The sequence below is a fragment of the Winogradskyella aurantiaca genome, assembly GCF_003362725.1.
Classification (GTDB): domain Bacteria; phylum Bacteroidota; class Bacteroidia; order Flavobacteriales; family Flavobacteriaceae; genus Winogradskyella_A; species Winogradskyella_A aurantiaca.
Genome location: NZ_QKTV01000001.1, coordinates 313,370 through 338,510 on the forward strand (window position 1 = coordinate 313,370; position 25,141 = coordinate 338,510).

19 protein-coding genes are annotated in these 25,141 nt (G+C 39.1%); 5 read left to right on the top strand and 14 right to left on the bottom strand.

The window, feature by feature from the left end:
• Positions 1-62: 62 nt before the first annotated feature.
• The gene (locus tag DN064_RS01465) at positions 63-5,126 is read left to right on the top strand and encodes an immunoglobulin-like domain-containing protein (RefSeq protein WP_115460832.1); all 5,064 of its coding nucleotides are present in this window, start codon (positions 63-65) and stop codon (positions 5,124-5,126) included.
• Between the two features lie 53 nt (positions 5,127-5,179).
• Here the strand turns inward: DN064_RS01465 and DN064_RS01470 are convergent, their stop codons facing one another.
• The 14 genes from DN064_RS01470 to hemA form a co-directional block, all read right to left on the bottom strand.
• A complete protein-coding gene (locus DN064_RS01470; protein ID WP_115460833.1) occupies positions 5,180-5,893 on the bottom strand; it encodes a 3'-5' exonuclease in 714 nt (237 codons plus the stop codon).
• Positions 5,893-7,029 carry a serine hydrolase domain-containing protein gene (locus DN064_RS01475; protein ID WP_115460834.1) on the bottom strand — a complete coding sequence of 379 codons (1,137 nt, stop codon included), beginning with the start codon at positions 7,027-7,029 and terminating at the stop codon, positions 5,893-5,895. The genes DN064_RS01470 and DN064_RS01475 overlap by 1 nt, the downstream gene beginning before the upstream one ends.
• A 36-nt stretch (positions 7,030-7,065) precedes the next feature.
• Positions 7,066-7,539, bottom strand: coding sequence for a methylated-DNA--[protein]-cysteine S-methyltransferase (locus DN064_RS01480; RefSeq protein WP_115460835.1), 474 nt, complete (start codon positions 7,537-7,539; stop codon positions 7,066-7,068).
• A 1-nt stretch (position 7,540) separates the two neighbouring features.
• The gene (locus DN064_RS01485) at positions 7,541-8,656 is read right to left on the bottom strand and encodes a CNNM domain-containing protein (RefSeq protein WP_115460836.1); all 1,116 of its coding nucleotides are present in this window, start codon (positions 8,654-8,656) and stop codon (positions 7,541-7,543) included.
• 52 nt (positions 8,657-8,708) lie between these two features.
• The gene (locus DN064_RS01490; RefSeq protein WP_115460837.1) at positions 8,709-9,575 is read right to left on the bottom strand and encodes a hypothetical protein; all 867 of its coding nucleotides are present in this window, start codon (positions 9,573-9,575) and stop codon (positions 8,709-8,711) included.
• Between the two features lie 20 nt (positions 9,576-9,595).
• On the bottom strand, positions 9,596-10,294 hold the full coding sequence (locus tag DN064_RS01495) for an Ig-like domain-containing protein (protein WP_115460838.1): 699 nt from the start codon (positions 10,292-10,294) through the stop codon (positions 9,596-9,598).
• 75 nt (positions 10,295-10,369) lie between these two features.
• Positions 10,370-11,362 (bottom strand): porphobilinogen synthase, encoded by a 993-nt coding sequence (gene hemB / locus DN064_RS01500; RefSeq protein ID WP_115460839.1) that lies wholly within the window; start codon positions 11,360-11,362, stop codon positions 10,370-10,372.
• Positions 11,363-11,373: 11 nt separating this feature from the next.
• On the bottom strand, positions 11,374-12,300 hold the full coding sequence (locus tag DN064_RS01505) for a DUF4421 family protein (protein WP_157962195.1): 927 nt from the start codon (positions 12,298-12,300) through the stop codon (positions 11,374-11,376).
• Positions 12,301-12,341: 41 nt separating this feature from the next.
• Positions 12,342-13,247 (bottom strand): oxygen-dependent coproporphyrinogen oxidase, encoded by a 906-nt coding sequence (hemF, locus tag DN064_RS01510; protein WP_115460841.1) that lies wholly within the window; start codon positions 13,245-13,247, stop codon positions 12,342-12,344.
• Positions 13,248-13,252: 5 nt separating this feature from the next.
• On the bottom strand, positions 13,253-13,786 hold the full coding sequence (locus DN064_RS01515; RefSeq protein WP_115460842.1) for a GNAT family N-acetyltransferase: 534 nt from the start codon (positions 13,784-13,786) through the stop codon (positions 13,253-13,255).
• Positions 13,776-14,516 carry an EI24 domain-containing protein gene (locus DN064_RS01520; protein WP_115460843.1) on the bottom strand — a complete coding sequence of 247 codons (741 nt, stop codon included), beginning with the start codon at positions 14,514-14,516 and terminating at the stop codon, positions 13,776-13,778. Before DN064_RS01520 ends, DN064_RS01515 begins: the two co-directional genes overlap by 11 nt.
• Entirely contained in the window at positions 14,509-15,534 is a 1,026-nt protein-coding gene (gene hemE, locus DN064_RS01525; RefSeq protein WP_115460844.1) for a uroporphyrinogen decarboxylase, read from the bottom strand. The genes DN064_RS01520 and hemE overlap by 8 nt, the downstream gene beginning before the upstream one ends.
• Positions 15,531-17,111, bottom strand: coding sequence for a hydroxymethylbilane synthase (hemC, locus tag DN064_RS01530; protein ID WP_115460845.1), 1,581 nt, complete (start codon positions 17,109-17,111; stop codon positions 15,531-15,533). Before hemC ends, hemE begins: the two co-directional genes overlap by 4 nt.
• A 1-nt stretch (position 17,112) precedes the next feature.
• Positions 17,113-18,354 carry a glutamyl-tRNA reductase gene (gene hemA / locus DN064_RS01535; RefSeq protein WP_115460846.1) on the bottom strand — a complete coding sequence of 414 codons (1,242 nt, stop codon included), beginning with the start codon at positions 18,352-18,354 and terminating at the stop codon, positions 17,113-17,115.
• Between the two features lie 218 nt (positions 18,355-18,572).
• Between hemA and DN064_RS01540 the strand changes: the two genes are divergently transcribed.
• From DN064_RS01540 to DN064_RS01555, 4 genes are all read left to right on the top strand, one after another.
• The gene (locus DN064_RS01540) at positions 18,573-19,457 is read left to right on the top strand and encodes an AraC family transcriptional regulator (RefSeq protein WP_115461354.1); all 885 of its coding nucleotides are present in this window, start codon (positions 18,573-18,575) and stop codon (positions 19,455-19,457) included.
• 119 nt (positions 19,458-19,576) lie between these two features.
• A complete protein-coding gene (gene hemH, locus DN064_RS01545; RefSeq protein ID WP_115460847.1) occupies positions 19,577-20,644 on the top strand; it encodes a ferrochelatase in 1,068 nt (355 codons plus the stop codon).
• A 6-nt stretch (positions 20,645-20,650) separates the two neighbouring features.
• On the top strand, positions 20,651-22,009 hold the full coding sequence (locus DN064_RS01550) for an MATE family efflux transporter (protein WP_115460848.1): 1,359 nt from the start codon (positions 20,651-20,653) through the stop codon (positions 22,007-22,009).
• Between the two features lie 42 nt (positions 22,010-22,051).
• The gene (locus tag DN064_RS01555; RefSeq protein ID WP_115460849.1) at positions 22,052-25,141 is read left to right on the top strand and encodes a VPS10 domain-containing protein; all 3,090 of its coding nucleotides are present in this window, start codon (positions 22,052-22,054) and stop codon (positions 25,139-25,141) included.

The following is a 25,141-nucleotide window of genomic DNA, read 5'->3' on the forward strand; positions in this document are numbered from 1 at the left end:
ATTTTACATAAAAAATTGGGATCATTTAAGTTTCGTAAACATTAACTTTAAATACCAACCTCATGAAAAGAAATCTTATCCGCGGTATAGCGATGCTATGCGCTATTTCCGTATACCTAGTTTTCTCAAAATTACACATTAACAAGGCGGATTCCAACAAGGGTCTTAGTCTGGAAGAACAACGGAGTCTTCACCAATCTCATCTTGATAACAGTCCATTTAAAGAAAGTCTGCAATGGGATAAAAGCGAGCGTAAATTGCAGGGCTTACCACCAGATAAATATTTTGAACAGATGTGGGAGCTTACAATGGATCCTGCAACAGGAAGATTAAACGATGGAAATATTACTTTATTACGCGAACAACTAGCTTTAGAACGGACTAACCAACGCAATCCTGGTGAATTGACAAATGCTTGGGAAGAACGCGGACCGAATAATGTAGGAGGTCGATCAAGAGTAGTGTTCTTTGACCCCAATGACCCTAGCAATAATACAGTGTTTGCTGGTGGTGTCAGTGGGGGATTATGGAAGAATAGCAATATTAGTAATTCAAATTCTTCATGGACCCGAGTTCAAAATGTACCAGGGAACCTAGCAGTTACTTCTTTAACAGTAGATCCAAATAATTCTAACATTTGGTATTTAGGGACAGGAGAGCAGTACACTGCTGGTGATGTTGTAGGTAATGGGGTTTATAAATCAACCGATGGGGGAAATAGCTGGACTTCAGTAAATATTCCATCTGCTGCCTCAGGTGACATCAATTTCAATAGTGCCAACTTGTTTTTGGATGGAATTTTCTATGTAAACGATATCATTGCTTGGGATAATAATGGGACCACAGAAATATTCGTTGGGGTTGGTGCTCATGTATATGGAGATTCTTCTAGCCCTACAAATTGGCTAGGACTTCAGACCGCAGGGCTTTACCGTTCCACAAATGGGGGTTCTAGTTGGAGCAGAATAGAAACTAGTAACATGCAGTATAGTTTCAGTGGAAGCACTTACTATATTATTCCTAACGATTTTGAAATTTCGGCTAACAACACGCTTTGGATGGGATCCATTTCCACACCAGGAATTGGTGGGGCTGGCGGTAAGGTTTATAGCACTAATAATGGATCTAATTGGACCGAAGCAGCGGCCTCACCCTTAACAGATTCCAATAGAGTAGAACTGGAAGCTTCTGCTTCTGATCCAAATAAATTGTATGCCCTTACTCAAGGAGTCAGCAGCCCTTTACATATTTATGTAACTAACAATGCTTTTGGAAGTATCTCATCAACAAGTCTTCCTAATGATGCAGACCCTAATATTGCGGCCAACGATTTCTGTAGAGGACAGGCTTTTTACGATTTAGTCATAGAGGCTGATCCTTTTAATGATGACATTGTCTATGTTGGAGGTATCGACTTGTTTAAATCCACAAATAGTGGTTCTTCATGGAGTCAACTGTCTCATTGGTACGGAGGATTTGGTTATCAATACGTTCATGCAGACCAGCATGCTATTGCATTTGGCAACAATTCGTCTTCTCGAATGGTCATAGGAAACGATGGGGGTATCTATTATTCTGGAAACGCAGGAGGTGTGATTGGAGCACGTAATAACGGTTATAATGTTACACAGTTTGTAAAAGCTGGCATAGGACCAGATGGAAATGGAGATACCAACGGTATTTTCTCTGCTGGTGCTCAGGATAATGGGACTCAAGCGTTTAGAGATGGTAATACGTCACCTGGAATTAATAGCTCAGAGGAGTTAAGTGATGGTGACGGCTTCTATACCTTCGTTGATAAGGATGGTGATTACATGATTGCCACCTATGTTTATAATGTTATTTATAGGTTTAACCTTCCTTGGAATGGTCAGGGACGCATAGATGGCGGTGCAACTACCTTATCTAGTAGTCAGAGTACGGGGGATTTTGTTAATCAAATGGGATATGATAGTGATGCCAACCGATTATTATCCAACAATAGTTCGGGATCCTCGATATCCATTAGAAGTATAAATGTGGCCTCTAATAGCAGTGGAACTTTAAGTAATAATGCCCTTTCATCCAAGCCCACAGCATTTAGGGCTTCGCCATTTCAACAAAATACTTGGTATGTCGGAACAGCAACTGGTGGATTACTTAGATTGACTAATGTTTCTAACAATTCAGCAACATGGACAACCATTAATACTCCATTCTTGGGGTCGGTTTCATCTGTCCGATTTGGAGCTACAGCTAACGATATTATTGTGACAATTCACAATTATGGTGTAACTAGCGTTTGGTCTTCCTCCAACGGTGGTTCTACTTGGAATAATAAGGAAGGTAACCTTCCCGATATCCCTGTTAGGGATTTCTTATTAAATCCATTGAATAACAATGAGGCCATTTTAGCAACACAATTAGGCGTTTGGTCTACTTCAAACTTTAATGATAGTGAGCCAAGTTGGGCCCAGGCTTATAACGGAATGTCTGATGTTAGTGTTACTGCCTTTGATTATTGGGATGTTAGTGGAGACGACAGCGACAATAAGGTTATTGCATCTACCTATGGGAGGGGTGTGTTTACTGGTAAATTTACAGATACAACTGTACCAGATACGGAGGCACCTACGGCACCAACTAGCTTAGTAGCTTCAGAGATTACACAATCCACAGCTACTTTAGATTGGTCTCCGTCAACAGATAACGTAGCCGTGGCAGAATATGGTGTTCGTCAAGATGGCACTGAGATAGCTGTTGTTAATGGACAAATCAATACCTACAACGTGACTGGCCTAAGCCCAAATACGTCCTATGACTATACTATTGTGGCTAGAGATGCTTCTGGAAATGAATCCACACCAAGTAACGTTGAAACGATTACAACCGATGCGCCTGATACCACCGCTCCTACTGCACCTACGAGCCTGGCAGCTTCAAATATCACAGATACTTCGGTTGATTTAAATTGGACTGCTTCCACTGATAATGTTGGGGTGGTTAGCTACAAAGTCTTTAATAATTCTGTGGAAATTGAGACTACTTCAAATACAAGCACTTCTGTTACAGGGCTTAATGCCAATACCCAATACACTTTTTATGTAGTGGCTTTAGATGCAGAGGACAATACTTCTGAGTCCAGTAATGAGGTAACTATAACTACGGAAGACACTCCAATCGTGTATTGTACATCACAGAGTTCAAATGTGAATGATGAATATATTAGTAATGTGCAGTTAAACACCATAAATAACAACTCCGGCGCCCAATTTTATTCAGATTTCACCTCTGTTTCTACGGTGTTGACTAAGGGAACTCAATATACCATATCTATTACCCCTACTTGGACAGGAACTTTGTATAATGAAGGCTATTCTGTTTGGATTGATTTTAATAAAGATGGTGATTTTACGGATGCCAATGAACAGGTATTTTCGCAATCTCCTACTCAAGCCACCCCTGTTTCAGGAAGTTTTATAGTTCCTGAATCAGCCAGTGAAGTCGCTACAACTATGAGGGTAAGTATGAGTTATAATGCGATCCCATCGGCATGTCAGCAATTTACGTATGGTGAAGTAGAAGACTATACAGTTATTATTGAAGGATCAGGTCCAGACACGGAAGCTCCAGTAATTACGTTAAACGGTCCTAGCACCATAGATTTAGAACTAGGAGAATCTTATACAGAATTCGGTGCTACAGCCACAGATAATATTGATGGGGACTTATCGGGGGCCATACAGATTACAGGAACCGTTAATACGAGTGCAGTTGGTTCTTATGATTTAACCTATTCGGTCTCCGATGCAGCAGGAAATCAAGCACAAACATCACGGACTGTTAATGTATTGCCAGATACAACTAAACCTGTGATAAGTTTAAACGGCCCAGCGAGCATAACACTGAATTTAGGTGAAGCGTATATAGAATTAGGGGCTACTGCTACAGATAATTTCGATGGTGATCTATCCTCAAGTATTCAAATTAGTGGATCTGTAAATGAAAATGTTGCAGGCACCTATAACATTAGCTATAACGTAAGTGATAGTAGTGGTAATGCAGCGAATCAAGTTGTAAGAACTGTTGAGGTATTGGCGGATACTGTACCGCCAGTCATAACCCTAAGTGGAGTATCTCCAGTAACTATTCAGGTAGGTGACGCGTATACAGATGCTGGTGCTACAGCAATAGATAATATTGATGGTGATTTAACCTCTAGTATCGTGGTAACAGGGTCAGTAGACACGTCTACTGCGGGTACCTATATACTGAACTATGATGTCAGCGACGCTGCTGGTAATGCAGCCACTACGGTAAGCCGTGTGGTAAATGTTGAGGATGCTTCGTCAGGCCCAGTAGTATTGCACGAGGGTTACTTTGAAACTGGATGGGACAATTGGGCCGATGGCGGTGGAGATTGCGCAAGATATTCGGGGTCACGCTCTGCTGAAGGGAATTTTTCCATTAGAATTCGAGACAATTCAGGTGTAAGATCTTCTATGACTTCAGAAGTGTTTGACTTAAGCTCATATTCAACTGTTGATGTGAAATTTGAGTTTTACGTGTATAGTATGGAGAATAATGAGGACTTCTGGTTAAGGTATTATGATGGATCGTCCTGGACAACTGTCGCTACTTATGCAAGAGGTGTCAATATAAATAACAACACCTTTTATACGGCCACAGTGACTCTTGATAGTAACACATACAATTTCCCGTCAAATGCTCAATTTAGGTTCCAGTGTGACGCATCTGGTAATGGTGATCAGATTTATATTGATGCTGTGGTTATAACGGCTGATGCTAATAGCTCGACCAATGTTAAGGGTCCAATAATTGAAACGGGAACGCTTGAGGAAGGAGATGATTTTGCATTTGAAGGTGATTTAAGTATCTATCCACAACCTGCAAAAACCGATATTACTGTAAGTTTAGGTATCGATATAGAAGAAGAACCGGTAGATGTTTCTATCAGTATTTTTGATTTAAGTGGAAAGGCCATGATTATCCAGAAGTGGAATAAGTTGACTAATTCAATCTTTGAAAAGAATATGGATATATCACAACTCAGTTCTGGTGTCTATATAATGTCTATTGAGTCCTCAAACGGGATGAAAGAATTCAAGAAGATAATCGTTAATTAAAACAATAAATAATCTGCAAAAAAAAGCTCAGATTAATTAATCTGAGCTTTTTTTTATTGGATTTTTATCTCATCCTCATTCAAAAGCACATCACCTTTAAACTTAAGTATAATCTGGGCTACAGCGACAGTATCACGCTCGCAATATTTAATGATACGATCCAAGTCTTTTTCTTTGTAGAAAGTTCCGTAGACTTCACTTCCGTCGATATCTTCTTTTGGAGACGGAATTCCTAGAACATTGGTCAGAAGTTTTAATGAGGTGTAGTTTTTATAATCACCAAACTTCCAAAGTTCCAAAGTGTCTAAATGAGGTACTTCCCATGGTTTTTTCCCAAATAAATTAAGCTTATAGGGTAATTCTATCCCGTGGATAATCATACGTCTGGCGATATAGGGGAAATCGAATTCTTTCCCGTTATGAGCGCATAACAGGTGTCTTGCCTGACTAAAATGGGAAATCACTAGATTTTTAAATTCTTTTAGAAGCTTCACTTCATCACCATAGAAGGATGTAACACGAAAGGATCTAATATCCCCAGAAAAATGAAAATAGCCCACAGAAATACAAATGATCTTGCCAAATTCTGCCCATATGCCGGCACGATCGTAAAACTCTTCAGCCGTAAACGCTTCTTTGCGCTGAAACCGTGATTTTGTCTCCCACAGTTCTTGTGTAACCTCATCCAATTCAGAAAAAAATTCGGCTTCTGGAACAGTTTCGATATCCAGAAAAAGAATGTTTTCAAGTTTGAGGTTTTTCAGCATTATTCTATCATTTTATAGGCCTCATCGATGTAGATATAAAAGTCTTCAGGAAAGGAATTAACAACATTTGTACTGCGATGGTGCCCCAACCTTACAACGATGAGGTTGTCCTCGGGAATCGTAATAACATACTGCCCCAAAATACCACGCATGGCAAAAATGTGCTTGTCCATATAGTCACTAATCCAAAAGCCATAACCGTAGGGCTCACCTTCAAATCTTGAGGTTGTGGCCTTGGCTACATAACTTGAATCAAGTATTCGCTTCCCATCCCAGACACCATTATCTTTATACAGTTTGCCAAACCTGGCAAAATCCCTGGCATTGCTTGAAATACAACAAAAGGCCTTGGCCAGACGATTCTCTTTATCATCCAATTGCCAGAGAGCATTCTGTGAGGCTCCCATGGGTTGCCAGAAACTTTCAGATAGGTAGCTGGCTAGCGATTTACCAGTGGCTTCCTGGATAACCATTCCCAAGAGTTGGGTGCTGCCGCTTAAGTATTCAAATTCTTGACCAGGCTCATTAACTACTTCCTGATTTAAGATGACTTCAGCAAGGTCGTCATCATAATTGGCCCTTGCGGTAATTGAAAAAGGACTGGTATAATGTTCTACCCAGTCCAGACCAGAAGCCATAGACGCTAGATCACCAACGGTGGTTTTAGCACCTTCGTATTGTGGAATAAAATCACTGATGGGCTGGTCCAACCCCTTAATATAGCCATCCATAACAGCTTTAGCCATTAAGGAGGAGGTAATACTCTTGGCCATCGAAAAGGAATTGGTCTTTGATCCTTTGCTATACCCTTCGGCGTACCACTCATAATAAATACTATCGTTTTTAATAATCATGTAGGCTACTGTTCCAAATTCACTATTCGTATCTATTAGCCTGTTAGTAAGAGTAGCCTTATTATAATCGGGATCTAAAGGCCAAACATCAGTTTCTGTTCCTTTATATATTGTGTCATTTTCAAAATAGGGATAGTCATCAATAAAGGCAGAAGAGTGTCCTGTAAAGTAGACCACTCTAACCCCTTTTAAAATGTAATCATAATCAAACATATAAGCCAGAATTACCACAACTGCGATAATTCCAATTAACCATTTAACAATTGACTTAAGTACTTTCATAATCTGTATTGATGGGTTTACTGAAAATTAGTTCTACTAAAATAAGGATTGTTGCTTTATTGCTCCTTCATGTCTTAGTAACCATTCCTTTCTGTGTAATCCTCCAGCATATCCTGTAAGACTGCCATCACTTCCAATGACTCTATGACAAGGAATCACAACCCACAAGGGATTTTTCCCATTAGCCCTTGCTACCGCTCTGATGGCTTTTGAATTCCCTAATTTTTTTGATAGCTCTAAATAGGACAGTGTTTTACCAAAAGGAATTTTAGAGAGCTCTTGCCAAACACGCTTCTCAAATGAGGTGCCATCAGGATTGATGGAAAGATCGAAGCTGGTTCTATTGTTATTAAAATAATCTTTTAACTGAATGCTTACTTCAATCAAGGCCTCGGGTATTGAACCTGAGACCTCAGGTTGCTCATCCACTATTTTAATGACACTAAGTCCATTGGTATCCCCATGGAGCTCTGCCCAACCTATAGGGGTTTCAATAGCCCAATAATCCATGTTATTCAGTTGAATCTTGATCTAATATTCCAAGGCGTTTAGCACGTTCTTCCCAGCTTTTGCGCGCCAGAACCTGAAGGTCAGAAACATTATCACTCTCGTCCATTATTTCCATGCCAAGGAGTGTTTCAATAACGTCTTCCATGGTTACCAAACCACTAACCGAGCCGTATTCGTCAACAACTAATGCCATATGATTGCGACTTTCCACGAGTTTTTCAAATAAAACAGGAATAGATAAACTGCGATTAACTATAATAATGGGTCTCTTGACGTCAGCCAATAGCTTCTTTCCGTTGCCAAAGGCCATTTCTTTAAAAACATCATCTTTAAGAACCAGTCCCGTAATATTGTCAGGATCCTCGTTATATATAGGAATTCTGGAAAAACGAATGTTAGAATTGGCCTTAAAAAAGGATTCGATATCCATGGTTTCGTTTTCCGTCTTCATTACGGTTCTAGGAGTCATAACGTCCTTAGCCTCCACCTCTTTAAAGGTTAACAAGTTCTTGATCACTTTACTTTCACTGGCCTCAACCACTCCTTCTTCCTGAGCTATTTCCGCCATGGCTACAAAACTCTCTCGCGATAAAACGGACCCATGACCTTTGCCACCAATTAATTTAGTGGTCAGCTGCAGTAACCATAAAACACCGGTTATTCGTAATGGAAAGATAAGAATCTTCAGTGCCTTAGTAGTAAAATTAGCTAGCTGTTTCCAGTAAGTGGCTCCTATGGTTTTAGGAATTATTTCTGAAGCCACCAGTATTAAAATGGTCATAACCGTTGAAACCAAACCCACCATGACATCTTCGGTAAATTTTATTCCAAACAAATTCCTTGGGGTTGCCCCATATAACTCTGCATAGGCTACTTTTGCCTGAACTCCCACAAGAATAGCACCAACCGTATGGGCTATGGTGTTAAGAGTGAGAATGGCAATTAAGGGACGGTCTACATCATTTTTTAAGACTTCAAGATCTGCGGCATAAGCCTTTCCCTCACTCTTTTTTAAGTTGATAAAGGTTGGTGTAACACTCAGAAGAACCGCTTCGAGAATGGAACATAAGAAGGAAAAGAAAATTGAAATAACTGCATAAAAGATTAATAAGCCCATTAACTCGGAATATGTTTCAGCTAAGTTAAAAAAATGGGCAAATAATCTTGTGTTATCGCACCACTAAGAACACCCCTCCTGTAATTGATGGATTCGCTGCTATGATTCTACCAAATAAGGCTGACGTATAGTTAAAAGAAATCCCAACCTTATTAGAAATGTAATAGGCTAGCTCACCGCCTAAGTTGAGGTATTCTACATTATTAGCAAAGATATTCCCTTGAGCGTTTTCAGCGGATCTTGTACCATTTCTTAAGGAAGAGTTCAGATCTGTTTTAACAATCAGCCATAATTTTTGCTTTATAATATTGGATCCAATTTCTGCCCCTGTTTTAAATTCATCTGAAAAACCATTGGTTCTATTGTTAAATCCGGCATACGCTTTACCGTAGGAGTTGAGGTTTCCAATTTTAAATGACGTACCAATATTTAGTTGCAATAATTGATTGAATTCGCCATCACCTGTCTGGAAACTTCCATCAGAACCGCCAGCATCTTCACCAGTTGGAAGCCCAAGTTTCAAGGTAGCTGACAGTGACCAACTTTTCTGTCTCCAGAGTCTGTAGATGAAGCCAACATCAATATCCCCAATTGAATTCACTGCCTCACCAGGTCTAATAACTTCTCCTGTTGTTCCAGAAACGATAGCGTTTTGTGCAGTACGGGCAAAGAATGGGACATAAGCCATGACATTGAGCTTGTCGGTGATACCATATTCCCCAAAAAAATTGGTATTAAAATAGGTACGAGTGGCATTAGGATCAATATTTCCAGTATCTGTAAAATGTTGATCGGTTTTTAAATACCAGGCGGATAGTTTATAATAGCCTTTACCCTTAGGCTTGGTCCATTGCCCATAGCTAGAGTTAAGACTAAGGCATAGGAATGCTATGTATACGAATGTATGTTGCTTTCTCATAGTAATAAATTGAATTGGATTTAGTCGTCTAATATTTCACCGTCACCAACCTTCACATTAAAAGGTTTGCACCAGTAAAGCAAATAACTATAATCATTTATTCCGGTATTTGGAATACTGTAATTGTGCGAACCATTAAAGGTTTCTACAGCGCCAACTTCATAGGCACTTCCAATGGAATTTGGATTATTAGACAAGTATAAATAAAGCCCAGGAAGCGCTGTTGATGCCCGATAATCATCATCGATTTCAAGAATCAGATCTTCTCCACTTTGAGTTTCAATTAGTGTAAACGAACCTTCAAGAAGGTAGCTGCTTGTAGTTCTAATAGTACCCGATTTCTGTTCTGTTACTGGCATTGAAGTGGTCTCACCTTCTACTATATTAATATTAAACGTCTCTTGAATATTATCATTTTGTGTGCTTACCGCTGCAGTGATAGAAACTTGACCAACCGCGAGCGGCGTCAGCAAACCAGAAGATGAAATGGTTGCAATACTTAGGTCAGATGATGACCAACTAACGTTTACAGTATTATCAGGCTCCCCAACATTATTGAAATAAGTAACATTAAATTGGTAGTCTTCTGATAGACTAACTTCTTCTACTGGATTTAGGATACGAAGCTCAGCTTCTATAAAGTCGTCAATCACGTCTTCCCCGATGCAGGAAGTGACGATAAGTAATAGGAAAAGAACCCTTGAAAATTTGATCATCATTGCTTTTTGCTTTTAGGAATAGTCTAAAAACAATGGTTTCCTTACAGAGGACTCTTAAAAATTTAACGAATTCTATTAAGAATGTAATAATCGAACTGCATCTTTAGCGAAGTAAGAAGCGATGATATCCGCCCCAGCTCTTTTAATAGCAATTAACTGTTCCATCATAACAGCATCGTGTTCTAACCAGCCTTTTTCAGCTGCAGCCTTTAGCATAGCATACTCGCCAGACACCTGATAAACGCTAACTGGAACGTCAAAACTTTGTTTAATTGATGAAACGATGTCAAGATAACACAAGCCCGGTTTTACCATTACTATATCTGCTCCTTCATCAATATCCATTTCAGTTTCTCTTAAGGCCTCATCTCTATTGGCAAAATCCATTTGGTAGGTCTTCTTGTCTTTTGGAACATCTGTTACGTTAACAGGGGCGGAATCTAAGGCATCTCTAAATGGTCCATAATAGGCAGATGCGTATTTGGCCGAATAACTCATAATTCCAGTGTCAACAAAATTGGACTGGTCCAAAACCTCTCTTATGGCAAGGATTCTACCGTCCATCATATCGCTTGGTGCTACAAAATTCGCTCCAGCTTCAGCATGAGAAATACTCATTTCTGCAAGTACCTCAACTGTTGCATCGTTGATAATTTTACCATTTTCAACAATACCATCATGACCAAAAGAAGAAAAAGGGTCCAGGGCAACATCAGTCATGACCAACATATCAGGACAGGTATCCTTAATTAACTTAACAGCGCGCTGCATTAGACCATTAGGGTTTAAAGCCTCAGTTCCCTTGTTATCTTTTAAATTATCGTCCACCTTCACAAAGAGTAATACAGAACGAAGGCCAAGATTCCAAAGATCCAGAACTTCGGTTTTTAAAAGGTCCAAAGAGTATCGGTAGTAGTTAGGCATGGATGGGATTTCATCTTTTACACCAGAGCCTTCTACAATGAATAAGGGGACTAGAAAATCATTGGCTGTAATAATGGTCTCTCTAACAAGACCGCGAATAACTGAATTGGATCGTAATCGTCTATTTCGTCGAATCGGAAACATATAAGATGTATTTATAAACCTAATTTTTTGTTGAAGTCATCGCCTGTTTTTACCATAAATCTTGGAGCTTTAAAACGATAGCCAATAAAAACCTGAAGATACGGAATATCGTCCTGAACATACGTGCTACGATCGAAATTATGGTTTAATATTAAGTAGCTGTAATGGGCTCCTAGGTAAAAATTGTTTTTGTCGTAAACAACAGAGGCTCTAAAGTTCAATTCAGTTAATAAAGAACTTAGAGATTCATCATCAGATTTAGTAATGTTAAGTCCTAATCCTGCAGAGCCTCCAGCGGAAAGAAGAATGTTTTTTGAAGGCACAAAATTATAGTAGTAAGCTGGTGCCAGAGCCATGTCATAGGAATAAATATCCTCATTGATACCTTCACTTTTTAACTCATAGTCGGTGTAATAAAAGAAAAAATTAGGGATAAAACTCCCCGCACTCACCAACTGTTTTTCATCCTGCGATACAATAGCCCGAAATGAGAAATCCTTATTCAGAATATAAGAAAGCGTTCCACCTGTTTTTCGTGTTTTAAAATTGGGGAAATACTCATTTATATCTAGTTCTGGAACATCAATAAAAAAGCCTTTCTCTTTATAAAGTTGGAAGTTCACCATCCACTGCCCTAAAAAGGTGCGCAAATTAAGATTTTGCAATTCTGAGTTTTGGTTGTCCCTGTTTTCAGTGAGAAATTTTGGAGCAAATGAATACGAAATAATAATCGATCTGAACGCAGCGGAAAAACCCAGTTGATTCTGTTTGTTAGGAATAAGTGTAAAATCAATGCCTTGATTTTTATCTGAAAAATTGAACGTGTTGGAGGTGCTTATAAAATAGGCTCTTAGTGTAATTTTATTGGGGAAATAAATTTTACGAACCAAACTATCGTTTTCAGAAGCACCTTTAACTTCAACTTGTCCAAAACTCAAAAAAAAGCTGAAGCCTAAAAGGATTAATGATATTTTAATCCTTAAACCCAATTCTTTGGTTTTTTTAGAACTTCAATCAGTCTTTCTTCCTCACTGCCAGCCTTTGGGTAATGGTCATACACCCATTGTGCATGAGGAGGTAGACTCATTAAAATACTTTCAATACGCCCGTTTGTTTTAAGGCCAAACAAGGTACCCTTATCATGAACCAAATTAAATTCCACGTACCTTCCACGTCTAATTTCCTGCCAGTCACGTTGTTCTTTAGAATACTCGAGATCTTTACGCTGCTCCACAATGGGTACGTAGGCATCTAAGAAACTATTGCCAACTTCGGTAACAAAGTCGTACCATTGATTCATGGACATGTGTTCAGATGCTTTACAATAATCAAAAAACAAGCCGCCTACACCCCGGGCTTCATTTCGGTGTGCATTCCAGAAATACGCATCGCAGCGCGACTTATATTTAGAATAGAAGTCTTTATCATGAAGGTCACAGGCATTTTTACAGATACTGTGAAAGTGGATCGCATCTTCGTCAAACAAGTAATACGGGGTTAAATCTTGTCCCCCACCGAACCACTGGTCAACTATTTCCCCGTCTTTATTGTACATTTCAAAATAGCGCCAATTCGCATGAACCGTTGGTACCATTGGGTTCTTGGGATGCAGCACCAAACTTAACCCACAGGCAAAAAAATCAGCTTCAGACACTCCAAAATGCTGTTGCATGGATTTAGGTAATTCTCCATGAACTGCCGATATATTAACGCCTCCTTTTTCAAATACACCTCCATTTTCTATAACACGTGTGCGACCACCACCCCCTTCTGCACGTTTCCAGATATCTTCTTTAAACCTGGCAGTTCCATCTAATGTTTCTAGAGAGCTGGTTATACGATCTTGAAGATCTTGAATGTAATTGTAAAATTGATCTTTTAACATGTTTCTTAAGGTAATTCTAGTTCGTATAATTCCATATCCATTGCAGGCTTACCAGGGGGTTCAAATACCTTTGGGAGGGTTTTTATCCATTTGAACTGGCATTTTTCTGCAACTCTTATACTCCCTTTATTCTCCTCGTTGACTATAATCTGAAACGTTTTAATACCGATTTCTTTTTGGAAATCCTTAATTAATCTTTTGATAGTGAAGCTAATAATACCCTTGCCTGTATAACGGTAGTCCATGGCATAGGCAAATTCGGCTTGTTTTTTATCCAGATCAATATTCTTTAGATATACCAGACCTATCAGTAATCTCGAAGGGTTTGTTTTAATTGTATATAAAAACTCCTCTTGTTTTTGAATGCCTTTGAGTTTGGCGTCTACAAAAATACGAGAGAGAGTGGGGTCTAAATTCTGTGCCACAGTCACAGGCAAGTACTTTCTAAATCGCTCTTCATTTGAAACAATGAAGTTGCAAATTTTCCAAGCATCAGTATCCTTAAGGAGGGCTATTTCTATGTCTGGATTATCTTGCATCGACGGGCTTATTATTCAGTAATCGAACTGTAGACACTGAAGCAGCAGTAACCGAAAAGGGAAGAACCATTAAAACCCCGACAAAAGGCACTAATAGTAGCAAAAGAAAGCCAATGCCATTTCCAACCGCAACAGCTCTGTTTTTACGTACAAATTTAATACTATCACGGTAGGTCAGATGCCGTTCTAAGGTGTAGTCCATATTTCCAAAGCCAGCGTAATATGCTTGGACTAGAAACAATAGTGCTGTAGAAAAAATATTGACTATAGGTATTAGTTTAAGTAATAGAATAGGAATTGTGATTAAGAGCTCTAAAATCAAGTTGCGTCCATTTATTCTAATACCTCGCCAAAGTTGCGACATGAAATTGGTTTGTCTGCTGGTGCTATTAGATCTACCAGTTAGGTGCGATTCAATTTTTTCGGACACAGGACTCATAAAAGGTGCCGACAGGGCCATGACAACGTGCTTGAAAATTATAAGCCCAATGGCTAGAATAATGATGGCACTCATGATTGTAGAAAAGGTAGTAAAAGCAGATTTACCCCAATCCCACCCCCAAATCTCAGAAATCCAAGAACCTAAATTATCTGATAGGCCATAGGCTGAAATTGCAATTGTGGTAGCAATGAAGACACTAATTATTATGGGGATTGTAAAATATTTCCACAATCCAAGTTTTGATATAAGAGTGAGACTTTCTGTGTATTCTTGAAGTCCTTTAAACATTGTATTCCTTTACAGCGTCAATAAAAGCCTTGGCGTTATCTAATGGGATATTTGGTAATATACCGTGACCTAAATTTACAATGTATTTGTCTTTTCCAAAGGCATCAATCATTTCAGTAACCATTTGCTTGATTACTTTTGGCGGGGATAGTAGTCTGGAAGGATCAAAATTCCCCTGTAAGGTAATCTTACCTCCGGTTAACTGACGTGCAAATTCTGGGGAACAAGTCCAGTCAATTCCCAATGCAGCAGCATTGGATCTAGACATATCTTCTAAGGCAAACCAACATCCTTTCCCAAAAGCTATCACTGGGGCCTCATCTTTTAAGGCTTCTATGATCTGATTGATATACTGCCAAGAGAATTCCTGATAATCTACAGGTGACAACATTCCTCCCCAAGAATCAAAAATCTGGACCGCATTACACCCTGCAGCAACTTTAGCTTTTAAATAGGCAATGGTCGTATCGGTTATTTTTTGTAGGAGTTCGTGGGCCGCTACAGGATTGGTAAAACAAAACTGCTTAGCCTTGTCAAAGTTTTTACTGCCTTGACCTTGAACACAATAACAGAGGATGGTCCATGGTGAGCCAGCGAATCCTATTAACGGGATGTCATTATTAAGCAGTTCTTTAGTGGCTTTAATAGCATCCATAACGTAACCTAAACTATCATCAATATCTGGAATGATGACGTTTTTTACATCTTCAGAGGATCTAATAGGACTGGGTAAATATGGACCAAAGTTAGGTTTCATCTCTACCTCGATGTTCATGGCTTGAGGAATTACCAGAATATCAGAAAATAATATGGCAGCATCCATTCCATACCTTCTAATCGGTTGTACGGTGATCTCACTTGCCAATTCTGGGGTACGACATCTTGTAAAGAAGTCGTACTTTTCTTTAATGGCCATAAATTCTGGTAAGTATCGACCGGCTTGACGCATCATCCATACTGGTGGGCGTTCAGCGGTGTCTCCTTTTAAAGCTCTTAGATATAAATCGTTTTTAATCATGCTGTTATCATGTAATCATTTACCAATTCTATAACGCTCTCCACAGTTGGAACTTTGGCGACTAACACATTCTCAAAATGTTGCCTCGCTGTTTTTGCTGTGGTTTCACCAATACAAAAAGCAACTCCGTGAGCTTTATTTTGCTTCAAATAACTATCTACGGTCGAAGGGCTGTAAAACAGTATTCCTTTAACAGGTGCCTCAAGTGCATCTGAATTATATTTGGTTTCGTACGCCACAATTTCGGACAGTTCAACACTGTTTTTCTTAAGTTGATCAGGCAAGGTATCCAATCGTAAATCACTACAGAAATATGTAGCTGATTGTCCTTTTAAATTTGAAATAAGATAATCAGCAAGAGCTTTGGCATTTGGCTCGGTATGAACTACAGGACCAATTTTAGCTTCTACAAGGCGCCTGGTACGTCTACCAACACAATAAATATTTTTGAAGTTTAGCTCATCTGGATCGAAACTCTGCATCAAAGATTCAACGGCGTTTTTGCTCGTGATGATGACATGCTCAAGGGGGTTAGCGATAATGGTTTTTGGTAGACGATTCAGCTTTATTTGAATAGCATCATTACTTTTAACAACGGCGTCATTCCAAAAGAGACCTAATTGGTCCTGAGTCAACTTTTTGGTAGAGTAGATGTTGGGTTGTTTATTCTTTCGTTCTGTTTGATCAATCAAAGTTTTACCTCCACGATTAATTATAAACTCAGAACAAAATGCAGCTATATCATCGTGCTTGCCTAATGCTTTAACACGTGACACCTCAATCTTTTTACTGCCGTCTTTACTTAATAAGATGCCTTTAAAGTGAACCTCCTCATTCTTGATTTTTGCTAAGGCACCAATTGGAGCTGTGCAGCCTCCTTCTAATAAACGGAGGAATTCCCGTTCTATGCTTGTGCACAATTCGGTATCAGCATCATTAATTTCAGAGCAAATATCCAGGATGTCTTGATCTTTTTCTAATGCTGCTATCATAACCGCGCCTTGAGCTGGGGCAGGAATCATCCAATCCAGCTTAATACTGTTTTTAGGTGTAAGACCTAAGCGCCCAATGCCTGCAGCTGCAAAGATGGCTCCATTCCAATTGTTGTCTTCCAATTTTTGTAGGCGAGAATTAACATTGCCTCTAAGTCCTACAACTGAATGTGTGGGATAGCGATTTAACCACTGCGCTCTTCGTCTTAAACTACCTGTAGCAATAACGGCACTCTTGGCAGACATAAATTCTTCATTGTCTTTAAACACCAATGTGTCATTAACGTTTCCGCGCTTAAGGACTGCAGCCTGAACAATACCTTTAGGTAAGGCCGTTGGAACGTCTTTTAAAGAATGAACAGCAATATCAATATCTTCATTGAGCATGGCAATGTCCAATGTCTTTGTAAAAATACCAGTGATGCCTAATTCATAAAGCGGTTTATCGAGAACAATATCTCCAGTAGATTTTACAGGTACCAATTGGGTTTTATAGCCTAAATGTTCAAGCTGAGATTGTACCGTTTTGGCCTGCCACATAGCCAACTGGCTGTCTCTGGTGCCAATGCGAATAATTTTTGACATGTTATAGGGATTCTTCTAGCTGGAAAATCTTCTTGATCAATTCCAGACTTTCGTCAACAGTATTGCTATCTTCTTTAAGATGATGCGCAAACTGGTTGGTGATTTTTTGAATAATATTGGACGTTACTAATTCGGCCTGGTCTTCATTAAAATCTGGATTCTTCTTACGAAGTGTATTCAGCTCAGAATTTTTAAGGTCGTTCAGCTTGTGCTTAATGGCCTGAATGGTGGGGACAAATTTTAAAGTATCTAACCATGCAACAAACTCATCAGTAATTTCAGCAATAATTTGCTCTGCTGCAGGAATAAACTCCTTTCGCTTTTCCAGAGTATCGTCCGTGATTTTTGCTAAATCATCCATGTGTACCAAACTCACATCTGCATGATCAGTGACGTTGGTGTTAACATTCTTTGGGATGGATAGGTCCAAAATCAACAAAGGGCGGCTTATGTTCAAAATTGCCTTGTGCACCGTTGGATTTAAAGCACCTGTGGCAACAATAAGAATATCTGTTTTAGATATTTCTTCTTCCAGTTCGTCAAAATCTTTAACAATCAGGTTAAACTTACCAGCTACTTCTAAGGCTTTGTCTTTGGTACGGTTAATTAAAGTAATATGAGAGTTCTTAGTGTGTTTTACAAGGTTCTCACAAGTATTCCGCCCGATTTTTCCAGTACCAAATAACAGTATGTTCTTTTCAGAAATGTTCTCAACCTTATTCATGATATACTGCACAGAAGCAAAAGAAACTGATGTGGCTCCAGAAGAAAGTTCAGTCTCAGTTTTAATACGCTTGCTAGCACGAATTACTGAATTTACAAGACGCTCGCCATAAGAGTTCAAAAGACCATGAGATTTGGATCTTCGAGCACTAGCTTTTATCTGACTAATAATTTCAAAGTCACCTAGAATTTGACTGTCAAGTCCCGATCCAACTTTAAACATATGGGCAATGGCCTCTCTGTTTTTGTAAATGTAGGCCACTTCCTGAAACTCCTCTACCGTTCCTTTGGTATGTTCACACAATAAATGAATCAGTTGGTAAGGGTGTTCGGCAAATCCATAAAGCTCAGTGCGATTGCAAGTTGAAATAATAATAAGACTTTCAATACCATTGGTCTTGGCATGAGAAAGAAGTGCTTCTTTTCTGGAATCATCCAAACTAAAATGACCTCTTATTTCGGCATCAGCTTTTTTATAGCTCAAGCCAATAGCATAAAAATGTGTGCTTAGGTGTTGCATTTACTCGTTTACCTGACGGAGAAATTAACAAGGCAAAAGTAATTTTGTTGATAATAAAAAAATAACGCTAAAAGAACTTTTAGTGTCGTTTGTGGTTTTTGAGATTTCTTTTTTCAAAAAAGATGACAAATGTCATATTTTTGAAGTGAAATTAGGTGTTTCAAGACTATTTGTTTAGAACCATTCTAAATAAAAGCAATTTTGAAAAAGAAATAAATATGGAAAAAAGTGTCGCTAAAGGGTCTTTTGATGAAATATCACTGGAAAATGGCTTTTCAGTGCTAACCTACAAAAACGATTTAAACTCCATTGGGGTAATTGAACGGGACATTGACAGCAGTTATATTCAATTTCATTTTTGTGTTAAAGGCTCGGCAGATTTTATATTTAACAACGGTAATTATGTCCTGAAAATCGTTGAAGATAGATCGTTATTACTGTATAACCCACAACGCGATTTGCCTATTCATCTAGAAGTGCAGCCGCAATCATGGTTGGTTTCTCTTATTATTTCAATTGATAAATTCCATAGCTTGTTTTCACAGGATGCCAATTATGTCTCGTTTTTAACAGCTGAGAACCGATCTAAGAAATACTACAAGGATGATCTTATTAATCCCTCTATGGCTGTTGTCTTAAACCAACTACTAAGTTTTAATCTGAACGAATCTATAAAACCACTGTATTTTAAAGGGAAGGCCTATGAACTTCTAAGCTTATTCTTTAATCGCGACAAGGACGCTAATATCGAACAATGTCCTTTCTTAGTGGACGAAGAGAATGTTGCCAAACTTAAAAAAGCTAAGGATATCATAATAGCGCGTATGGCAGAACCACCATCATTACAAGAGCTTTCAGATTCGATAGGGTTAAGTTTAAAGAAACTCAAGGAAGGGTTTAAACAAATTTATGGAGATACGGTTTACGGTTTTTTGCTCGATTATAAAATGGAGGTGGCGCGTAAGTTGTTGGATTCTGGTGAATATAATGTGAATGAGGTGGGTTTTAAAGTGGGCTACAGCACGGCTAGCCATTTTATAGCGGCCTTTAAAAAGAAATACGGCACGACGCCAAAGAAGTACATTATGGCTTCAACTAGTTAAAAGCTATAGGGCTATTGTTAAATGTCATTAAAACAGGACTAACTTAATGAGGGATAGGTTGTATTTTTGTTTTTTGAAAAATTGCTAAAAGAAAAGAGAGGCATAGTCTCATAAAGAAAATGAAAAAAGGAGTATTACTTGTTAATTTAGGATCCCCTGATAGTCCAGAGCCTAAGGATGTTAAAACCTATCTTGATGAATTTTTGATGGACCCGCGTGTTATTGATGTTCCTCTTTGGGCACGTACCTTATTGGTAAAAGGAATTATACTAAACACCCGTCCGAAAGCCTCGGCAAAGGCTTACAAAAAGATTTGGTGGAAAGAGGGATCTCCTTTGATTGTTTTATCTGAACGATTGCTTGATAAGGTCCGTGAGCAGGTTAATTATCCAGTGGCCTTAGCTATGCGTTATGGAAGTATGACCATTAAACAAGGCCTCCAGGAATTGGTAGATCAAGGCTGTACGCATGTAAAAACCATTCCATTATATCCGCAATTTGCAATGGCCACTACAGAGACGATTGATGTGAAGGTAGATGAACTGGTAGCAGAGTTTTTCCCGAAATTAAGTATTGAACGCACTCCTGCCTTTTATAAAAGACCAGATTACATTGAAGTATTATCCAGAAGTATTGCCGAAAAGCTCGAAGGATTGGATTATGAGCACATACTGTTTAGCTATCATGGGGTTCCAGAACGTCATATTAGAAAGAGTGATATATCCAATGGTAATTGCAAAATGAATGGTAAATGCTGCTTCAAAAAAAGAAGTCCTCAGCATGAATTTTGCTACCGTCATCAATGTGAAATCACCACTGTCAATGTGGCGAAACAACTCGGTTTAAAAAATGGTACGTATTCAACCACCTTTCAATCCCGATTAGGATTTGATCCCTGGTTAAAACCATATACGGACAGAACCATTGAACGTATGGGTAAAGAAGGCATTAAAAAAATGACTATAGTAACCCCGGCTTTTGTTAGCGATTGTTTGGAAACCTTGGAAGAAATAGCCATGGAAGGTGAAGAAATTTTCCATGAAGTTGGTGGTAAAGAATTTACCGTGATTCCTTGTTTGAATGATCGAAAAGACTTTGCACAAGTTCTGGCTAATATGATTAATGAATGGGCCCTAAATCCCAAACAAAGCCCAAGTAGTCAAGCTGCGACGGTTGAAGAAATGTAGCACTTAATGGCCAAAGTATCCTCCCAAGAGTTAGGAGAGCAACCCATCGGAAAATTATTGGTGAAACAGGCCGTACCAGCTTCTATCGGTATACTGGTCATGTCTCTTAACATACTGGTGGATACCATCTTTGTGGGTAATTGGATTGGTCCGGTAGCCATAGCTGCCATCAATGTAGTGCTTCCAGTATCCTTTTTTATTGCTGGTCTAGGTATGGCTATTGGTATAGGTGGATCGTCTATTATTTCGAGAGCCTTAGGTGCCAATGATCGTACAAAGGCATTAAAAACCTTTGGAAACCAAATCTCGCTTACCCTTCTGCTCACCTTCTCTATGATTGTACCGGGAATTATCTTTTCCGATGCTATCATCCCAGCTTTTGGGGGTAAGGGGGCTATTTATGAACCGGCAAGAATTTACTATTTAATTGTTCTTTATGGAGTGCCCTTTCTGGCACTCTGTATGATGGGAAATACTGTAATAAGGGCTGAAGGGAAGCCTAAATTTGCCATGTATGCCATGATGATTCCTTCTGTAGGAAATCTGGTTCTTGATTATGTTTTCATCAATCTATTAGATTTTGGAATGTATGGGGCAGCTTGGGCTACAACTGGGTCGTACTTCCTCTGTTTGGCATACATCATTTGGTTTTTTGTATCAAAGAACTCCGAGATGCAGCTAAAAGACTGCTTATTTAAATTACGATTACCTATCGTGAAGGAAATTGGCGCACTTGGTTTTGTAACTCTGGCTCGTCAGGCCACAGTGAGTATCACCTATCTCTTAATGAACAATATTTTATTTGATTTTGGTGGAGAAACTTCTGTAACCGCCTATGCTATTGTTGGGCGAATGCTCATGTTTGCATTGTTCCCAGTATATGGAATAACACAAGGGTTTTTGCCAATCGCTAGCTATAATTATGGGGCCGAAAAATATTTAAGAGTTCGTAAAAGTATCAGTACAGCTATAATCTATTCATCAGTTCTTGCCGCTGTTGTTTTTGTTTTTTTAATGGTATTTCCTGAGACGATAACAAGCGTCTTTACAACTGATGCTGATGTCATGCGGGAAACACCAAAAGCCATGCGGTGGGTCTTCGCAGCAACTCCTATAATAGCCACACAACTTATTGGAGCAGCTTATTTTCAAGCGGTTGGAAAAGCTACCCCTGCTCTTTTATTAACCTTAACCAGACAAGGCTTCTTTTTTATTCCGCTAATTTTTATTCTTCCCTTATTTTATGGCGAACTTGGGGTTTGGATGTCCTTTCCTGTTGCCGATGTTCTTGCGACTATTGTGACTGCCTATTTCTTACATCGTGAAGTAAAGTTAAAACTGCTGCCTAAAGAGCAGGAATCATGATTTATCCTTATTTTTAAGGCTCTTTAACCAACAATTTTTCAAATGAAATATGCTTATTCCTTGATAATGATGGCTTTTCTGTCATTATTCAATACCAACTTGTATGCACAATCTATTGATGAATCTGATTATGCTGCATTGGAATACCGATTGGTAGGTCCCTTTAGAGGGGGGAGATCTGCTGCAGTAACCGGTGTACCTAACCAACCAAATCTCTATTATTTTGGGGCTGCTGGTGGCGGCATATGGAAAACCACAAATGGAGGCCGTCAATGGGAGAATATTTCTGATGGATTTTTTGGCGGCAGTATAGGGTCTATAACGGTTTCAAAAAATGATCCGAATGTTATTTATGTGGGCGGAGGAGAAAAGACAGTCCGAGGAAATGTATCCTCAGGATATGGTGTTTGGAAAAGTGTTGATGCTGGTAAGTCCTGGACTGAAGCAGGACTTAAAACTTCCAGACATATTCCAAGAATAGCCATTGATCCTAATGACCATAACATTGTTTATGCTGGGGTAATGGGGAATATATATAAAGCATCCAATGAACGTGGCATTTATAAAAGTACCGATGGTGGAAAAACCTGGAAGCAGACACTTTTTGTCAACGACCAGTCCGGTGTTGTGGATTTACAATTGGATCCAAGCAACCCAAGAGTGCTTTACGCTTCCACTTGGCGCGTTCAAAGAACTCCATATAGTTTAAGTTCTGGTGGCGAGGGTTCTGCCCTATGGAAAAGTACCGATAGTGGTGAAACCTGGACTGAAATTTCAACAAATAAAGGCTTTCCAAAAGGAATATTGGGAATTATTGGGGTTTCAGTATCCCCAGTTAACAATCAGCGAGTTTGGGCCATTGTAGAAAATAAGGATCAAGGAGGTCTCTATCGCAGTAATGATGGAGGAGAGAGTTGGAGTCAAGTTAATAGTGAACGAAAGTTGCGCCAGCGTGCCTGGTACTATACTCGCGTTTATGCAGATACGAAGGACGTCAATACAGTTTACGTGTTAAATGTGAGTTATCACAAGAGTACGGATGGTGGAAAAACCTTTGGTAATTACAGAGCTCCGCATGGAGACCATCACGATTTATGGATTGCCCCAGAAGATCCAAATCGAATGATTATTGGAGACGACGGTGGTGCGCAGGTGACTTATGATGGTGCGCAAACCTGGAGTACCTATCACAATCAGCCAACATCACAGTTTTATCGTGTAACCACAGACAATGCATTCCCATACCGTATTTATGTAGCACAGCAAGACAATTCAACAATTAGAATTCCTCATAGAACAGATGGGTATTCCATATCTGAAGACGACTGGGAGAGTACAGCAGGAGGGGAGTCGGCCCATATTGCTGTAGACCCTGAGAATAATGATATAGTTTATGGGGGCAGTTATGATGGTTTCCTGACGCGTGTCAATCATAAAACGGGAACGGTAAGAGCTGTTAATGTATGGCCCGATAATCCTATGGGGCATGGGGCCGAAGGAATGAAATACCGTTTCCAGTGGAACTTCCCAATTATTTTTTCAAAACACAACCCAGATCGTTTGTATACCTTTTCACAACATGTTCATGTTACTGAAAACGAAGGGCAATCCTGGGAAATCATCAGTCCTGATTTAACGCGCAACGATCCCGAAAAATTAAAATCATCTGGAGGACCAATTACACAAGACAACACCTCGGTTGAGTATTACTGTACCATTTTTGCGGCTCAAGAGTCTTCTTTAAAAGAGGGCCTACTATGGGTGGGTAGCGATGATGGATTGGTACATGTCTCTCAAAATGGTGGCGCCAGCTGGGAGAATGTTACTCCAAAAGGGATGCCGGAATGGATGATGATCAATAGTATTGAACCAAGTGCTTTTGATGAAGGCACCTGTTACATAGCAGGAACCCTTTATAAAACGGGGGATTTTGCTCCGTATTTGTATAAGACTACCAATTATGGAAAATCCTGGACCAAAATTACCAATGGAATTCCTGAAGAGCACTTTACAAGGGTTGTAAGAGAAGATCCTAAACGCCAAGGATTGCTTTATGCGGGAACAGAAACAGGAATGTACATTTCTTTTGATGATGGTAAGAATTGGAAACCCTTTCAATTGAACTTACCTATTGTTCCAATTACAGATTTGACGATTAAAGATAATAACCTTATTGTAGCAACTCAGGGACGTAGCCTTTGGATGATTGACGATTTGACGGTTATACATCAGTTATTCGATGCTGAGAAATCAGATATGATCTTATTTAAGCCAAAGGATACCTATCGTATGCGTGGTGGTAGCAGAAAGGGAAGTAAAACTACAGGGACTAACCATCCAAATGGTGTTATGACCTATTTTAATATTAATAAGATAGAAGAAGGAGATAAAGTGTCGCTGACGTATTTTGATACTAAGGGGGATACAATTAAGACTTTCTCTAATACGGATAAAAAGAACATGCTAAAGGTTTCTGAGGGGGCCAATATGTTTGTTTGGAACATGACTTATGATGGGGCTGAACGATTACCAGGAATGATTCTTTGGTGGGCAAGTTTAGAGGGCCCAAGAGCCATTCCAGGGACATATAAGGTGAGTTTAAAAGTTAATGATGATGAGGTGTCACAGCCTTTTACTGTTCTAGCTGATCCTAGGGCTGAAAGTTCTTTAGCAGATATGCAAAAGCAGTTTGACTTTATCAAGGACGTTAATGCAACAATGGACGAAGCTCATAAATCTATCAAAAAGATAAGAGCCATAAATAAACAGTTAAAGGCATTTCAAGCACAATATAAAGACGATGAGAGCGTGAAGGATTTGGTTGAAAAAGCTAAAGGGCTTCAGGAACAACTCTCAGAAATTGAAAAAGCCTTGTACCAGACTCAAAACAGAAGTGGACAGGATCCATTGAATTTCCCAATCCGCCTTACTAATAAATTGGGTCATCTAAATTCATTAGTAAGTATGGGGGATTTTCCACCAACGGATCAAGATATAGCAGTAAAAAATGAACTCACTGGAAAAATTAGAAAAGAACTAGATGACTTTAATCGCATCTTGAATGATGAGGTAAAAGTATTTAATGCCGCCTTCAATTCAAAACAACTGAATTACCTCTTTGTAGAAGAGTAG

Coding starts and splice junctions, on each gene's coding strand:
- DN064_RS01520 (WP_115460843.1), bottom strand. CDS start 14,516: ATGTTTAAAGGACTTCAAGAATACACAGAAAGTCTCACTCTTATATCA.
- DN064_RS01490 (WP_115460837.1), bottom strand. CDS start 9,575: ATGAGAAAGCAACATACATTCGTATACATAGCATTCCTATGCCTTAGT.
- DN064_RS01485 (WP_115460836.1), bottom strand. CDS start 8,656: ATGGGCTTATTAATCTTTTATGCAGTTATTTCAATTTTCTTTTCCTTC.
- DN064_RS01555 (WP_115460849.1), top strand. CDS start 22,052: ATGAAATATGCTTATTCCTTGATAATGATGGCTTTTCTGTCATTATTC.
- hemC (WP_115460845.1), bottom strand. CDS start 17,111: ATGTCAAAAATTATTCGCATTGGCACCAGAGACAGCCAGTTGGCTATG.
- hemA (WP_115460846.1), bottom strand. CDS start 18,354: ATGCAACACCTAAGCACACATTTTTATGCTATTGGCTTGAGCTATAAA.
- DN064_RS01495 (WP_115460838.1), bottom strand. CDS start 10,294: ATGATGATCAAATTTTCAAGGGTTCTTTTCCTATTACTTATCGTCACT.
- DN064_RS01515 (WP_115460842.1), bottom strand. CDS start 13,786: ATGCAAGATAATCCAGACATAGAAATAGCCCTCCTTAAGGATACTGAT.
- DN064_RS01550 (WP_115460848.1), top strand. CDS start 20,651: ATGGCCAAAGTATCCTCCCAAGAGTTAGGAGAGCAACCCATCGGAAAA.
- DN064_RS01465 (WP_115460832.1), top strand. CDS start 63: ATGAAAAGAAATCTTATCCGCGGTATAGCGATGCTATGCGCTATTTCC.
- hemF (WP_115460841.1), bottom strand. CDS start 13,247: ATGTTAAAAGATCAATTTTACAATTACATTCAAGATCTTCAAGATCGT.
- hemB (WP_115460839.1), bottom strand. CDS start 11,362: ATGTTTCCGATTCGACGAAATAGACGATTACGATCCAATTCAGTTATT.
- DN064_RS01540 (WP_115461354.1), top strand. CDS start 18,573: ATGGAAAAAAGTGTCGCTAAAGGGTCTTTTGATGAAATATCACTGGAA.
- hemE (WP_115460844.1), bottom strand. CDS start 15,534: ATGATTAAAAACGATTTATATCTAAGAGCTTTAAAAGGAGACACCGCT.
- hemH (WP_115460847.1), top strand. CDS start 19,577: ATGAAAAAAGGAGTATTACTTGTTAATTTAGGATCCCCTGATAGTCCA.
- DN064_RS01470 (WP_115460833.1), bottom strand. CDS start 5,893: ATGCTGAAAAACCTCAAACTTGAAAACATTCTTTTTCTGGATATCGAA.
- DN064_RS01480 (WP_115460835.1), bottom strand. CDS start 7,539: ATGGATTATTGGGCTATTGAAACCCCTATAGGTTGGGCAGAGCTCCAT.
- DN064_RS01475 (WP_115460834.1), bottom strand. CDS start 7,029: ATGAAAGTACTTAAGTCAATTGTTAAATGGTTAATTGGAATTATCGCA.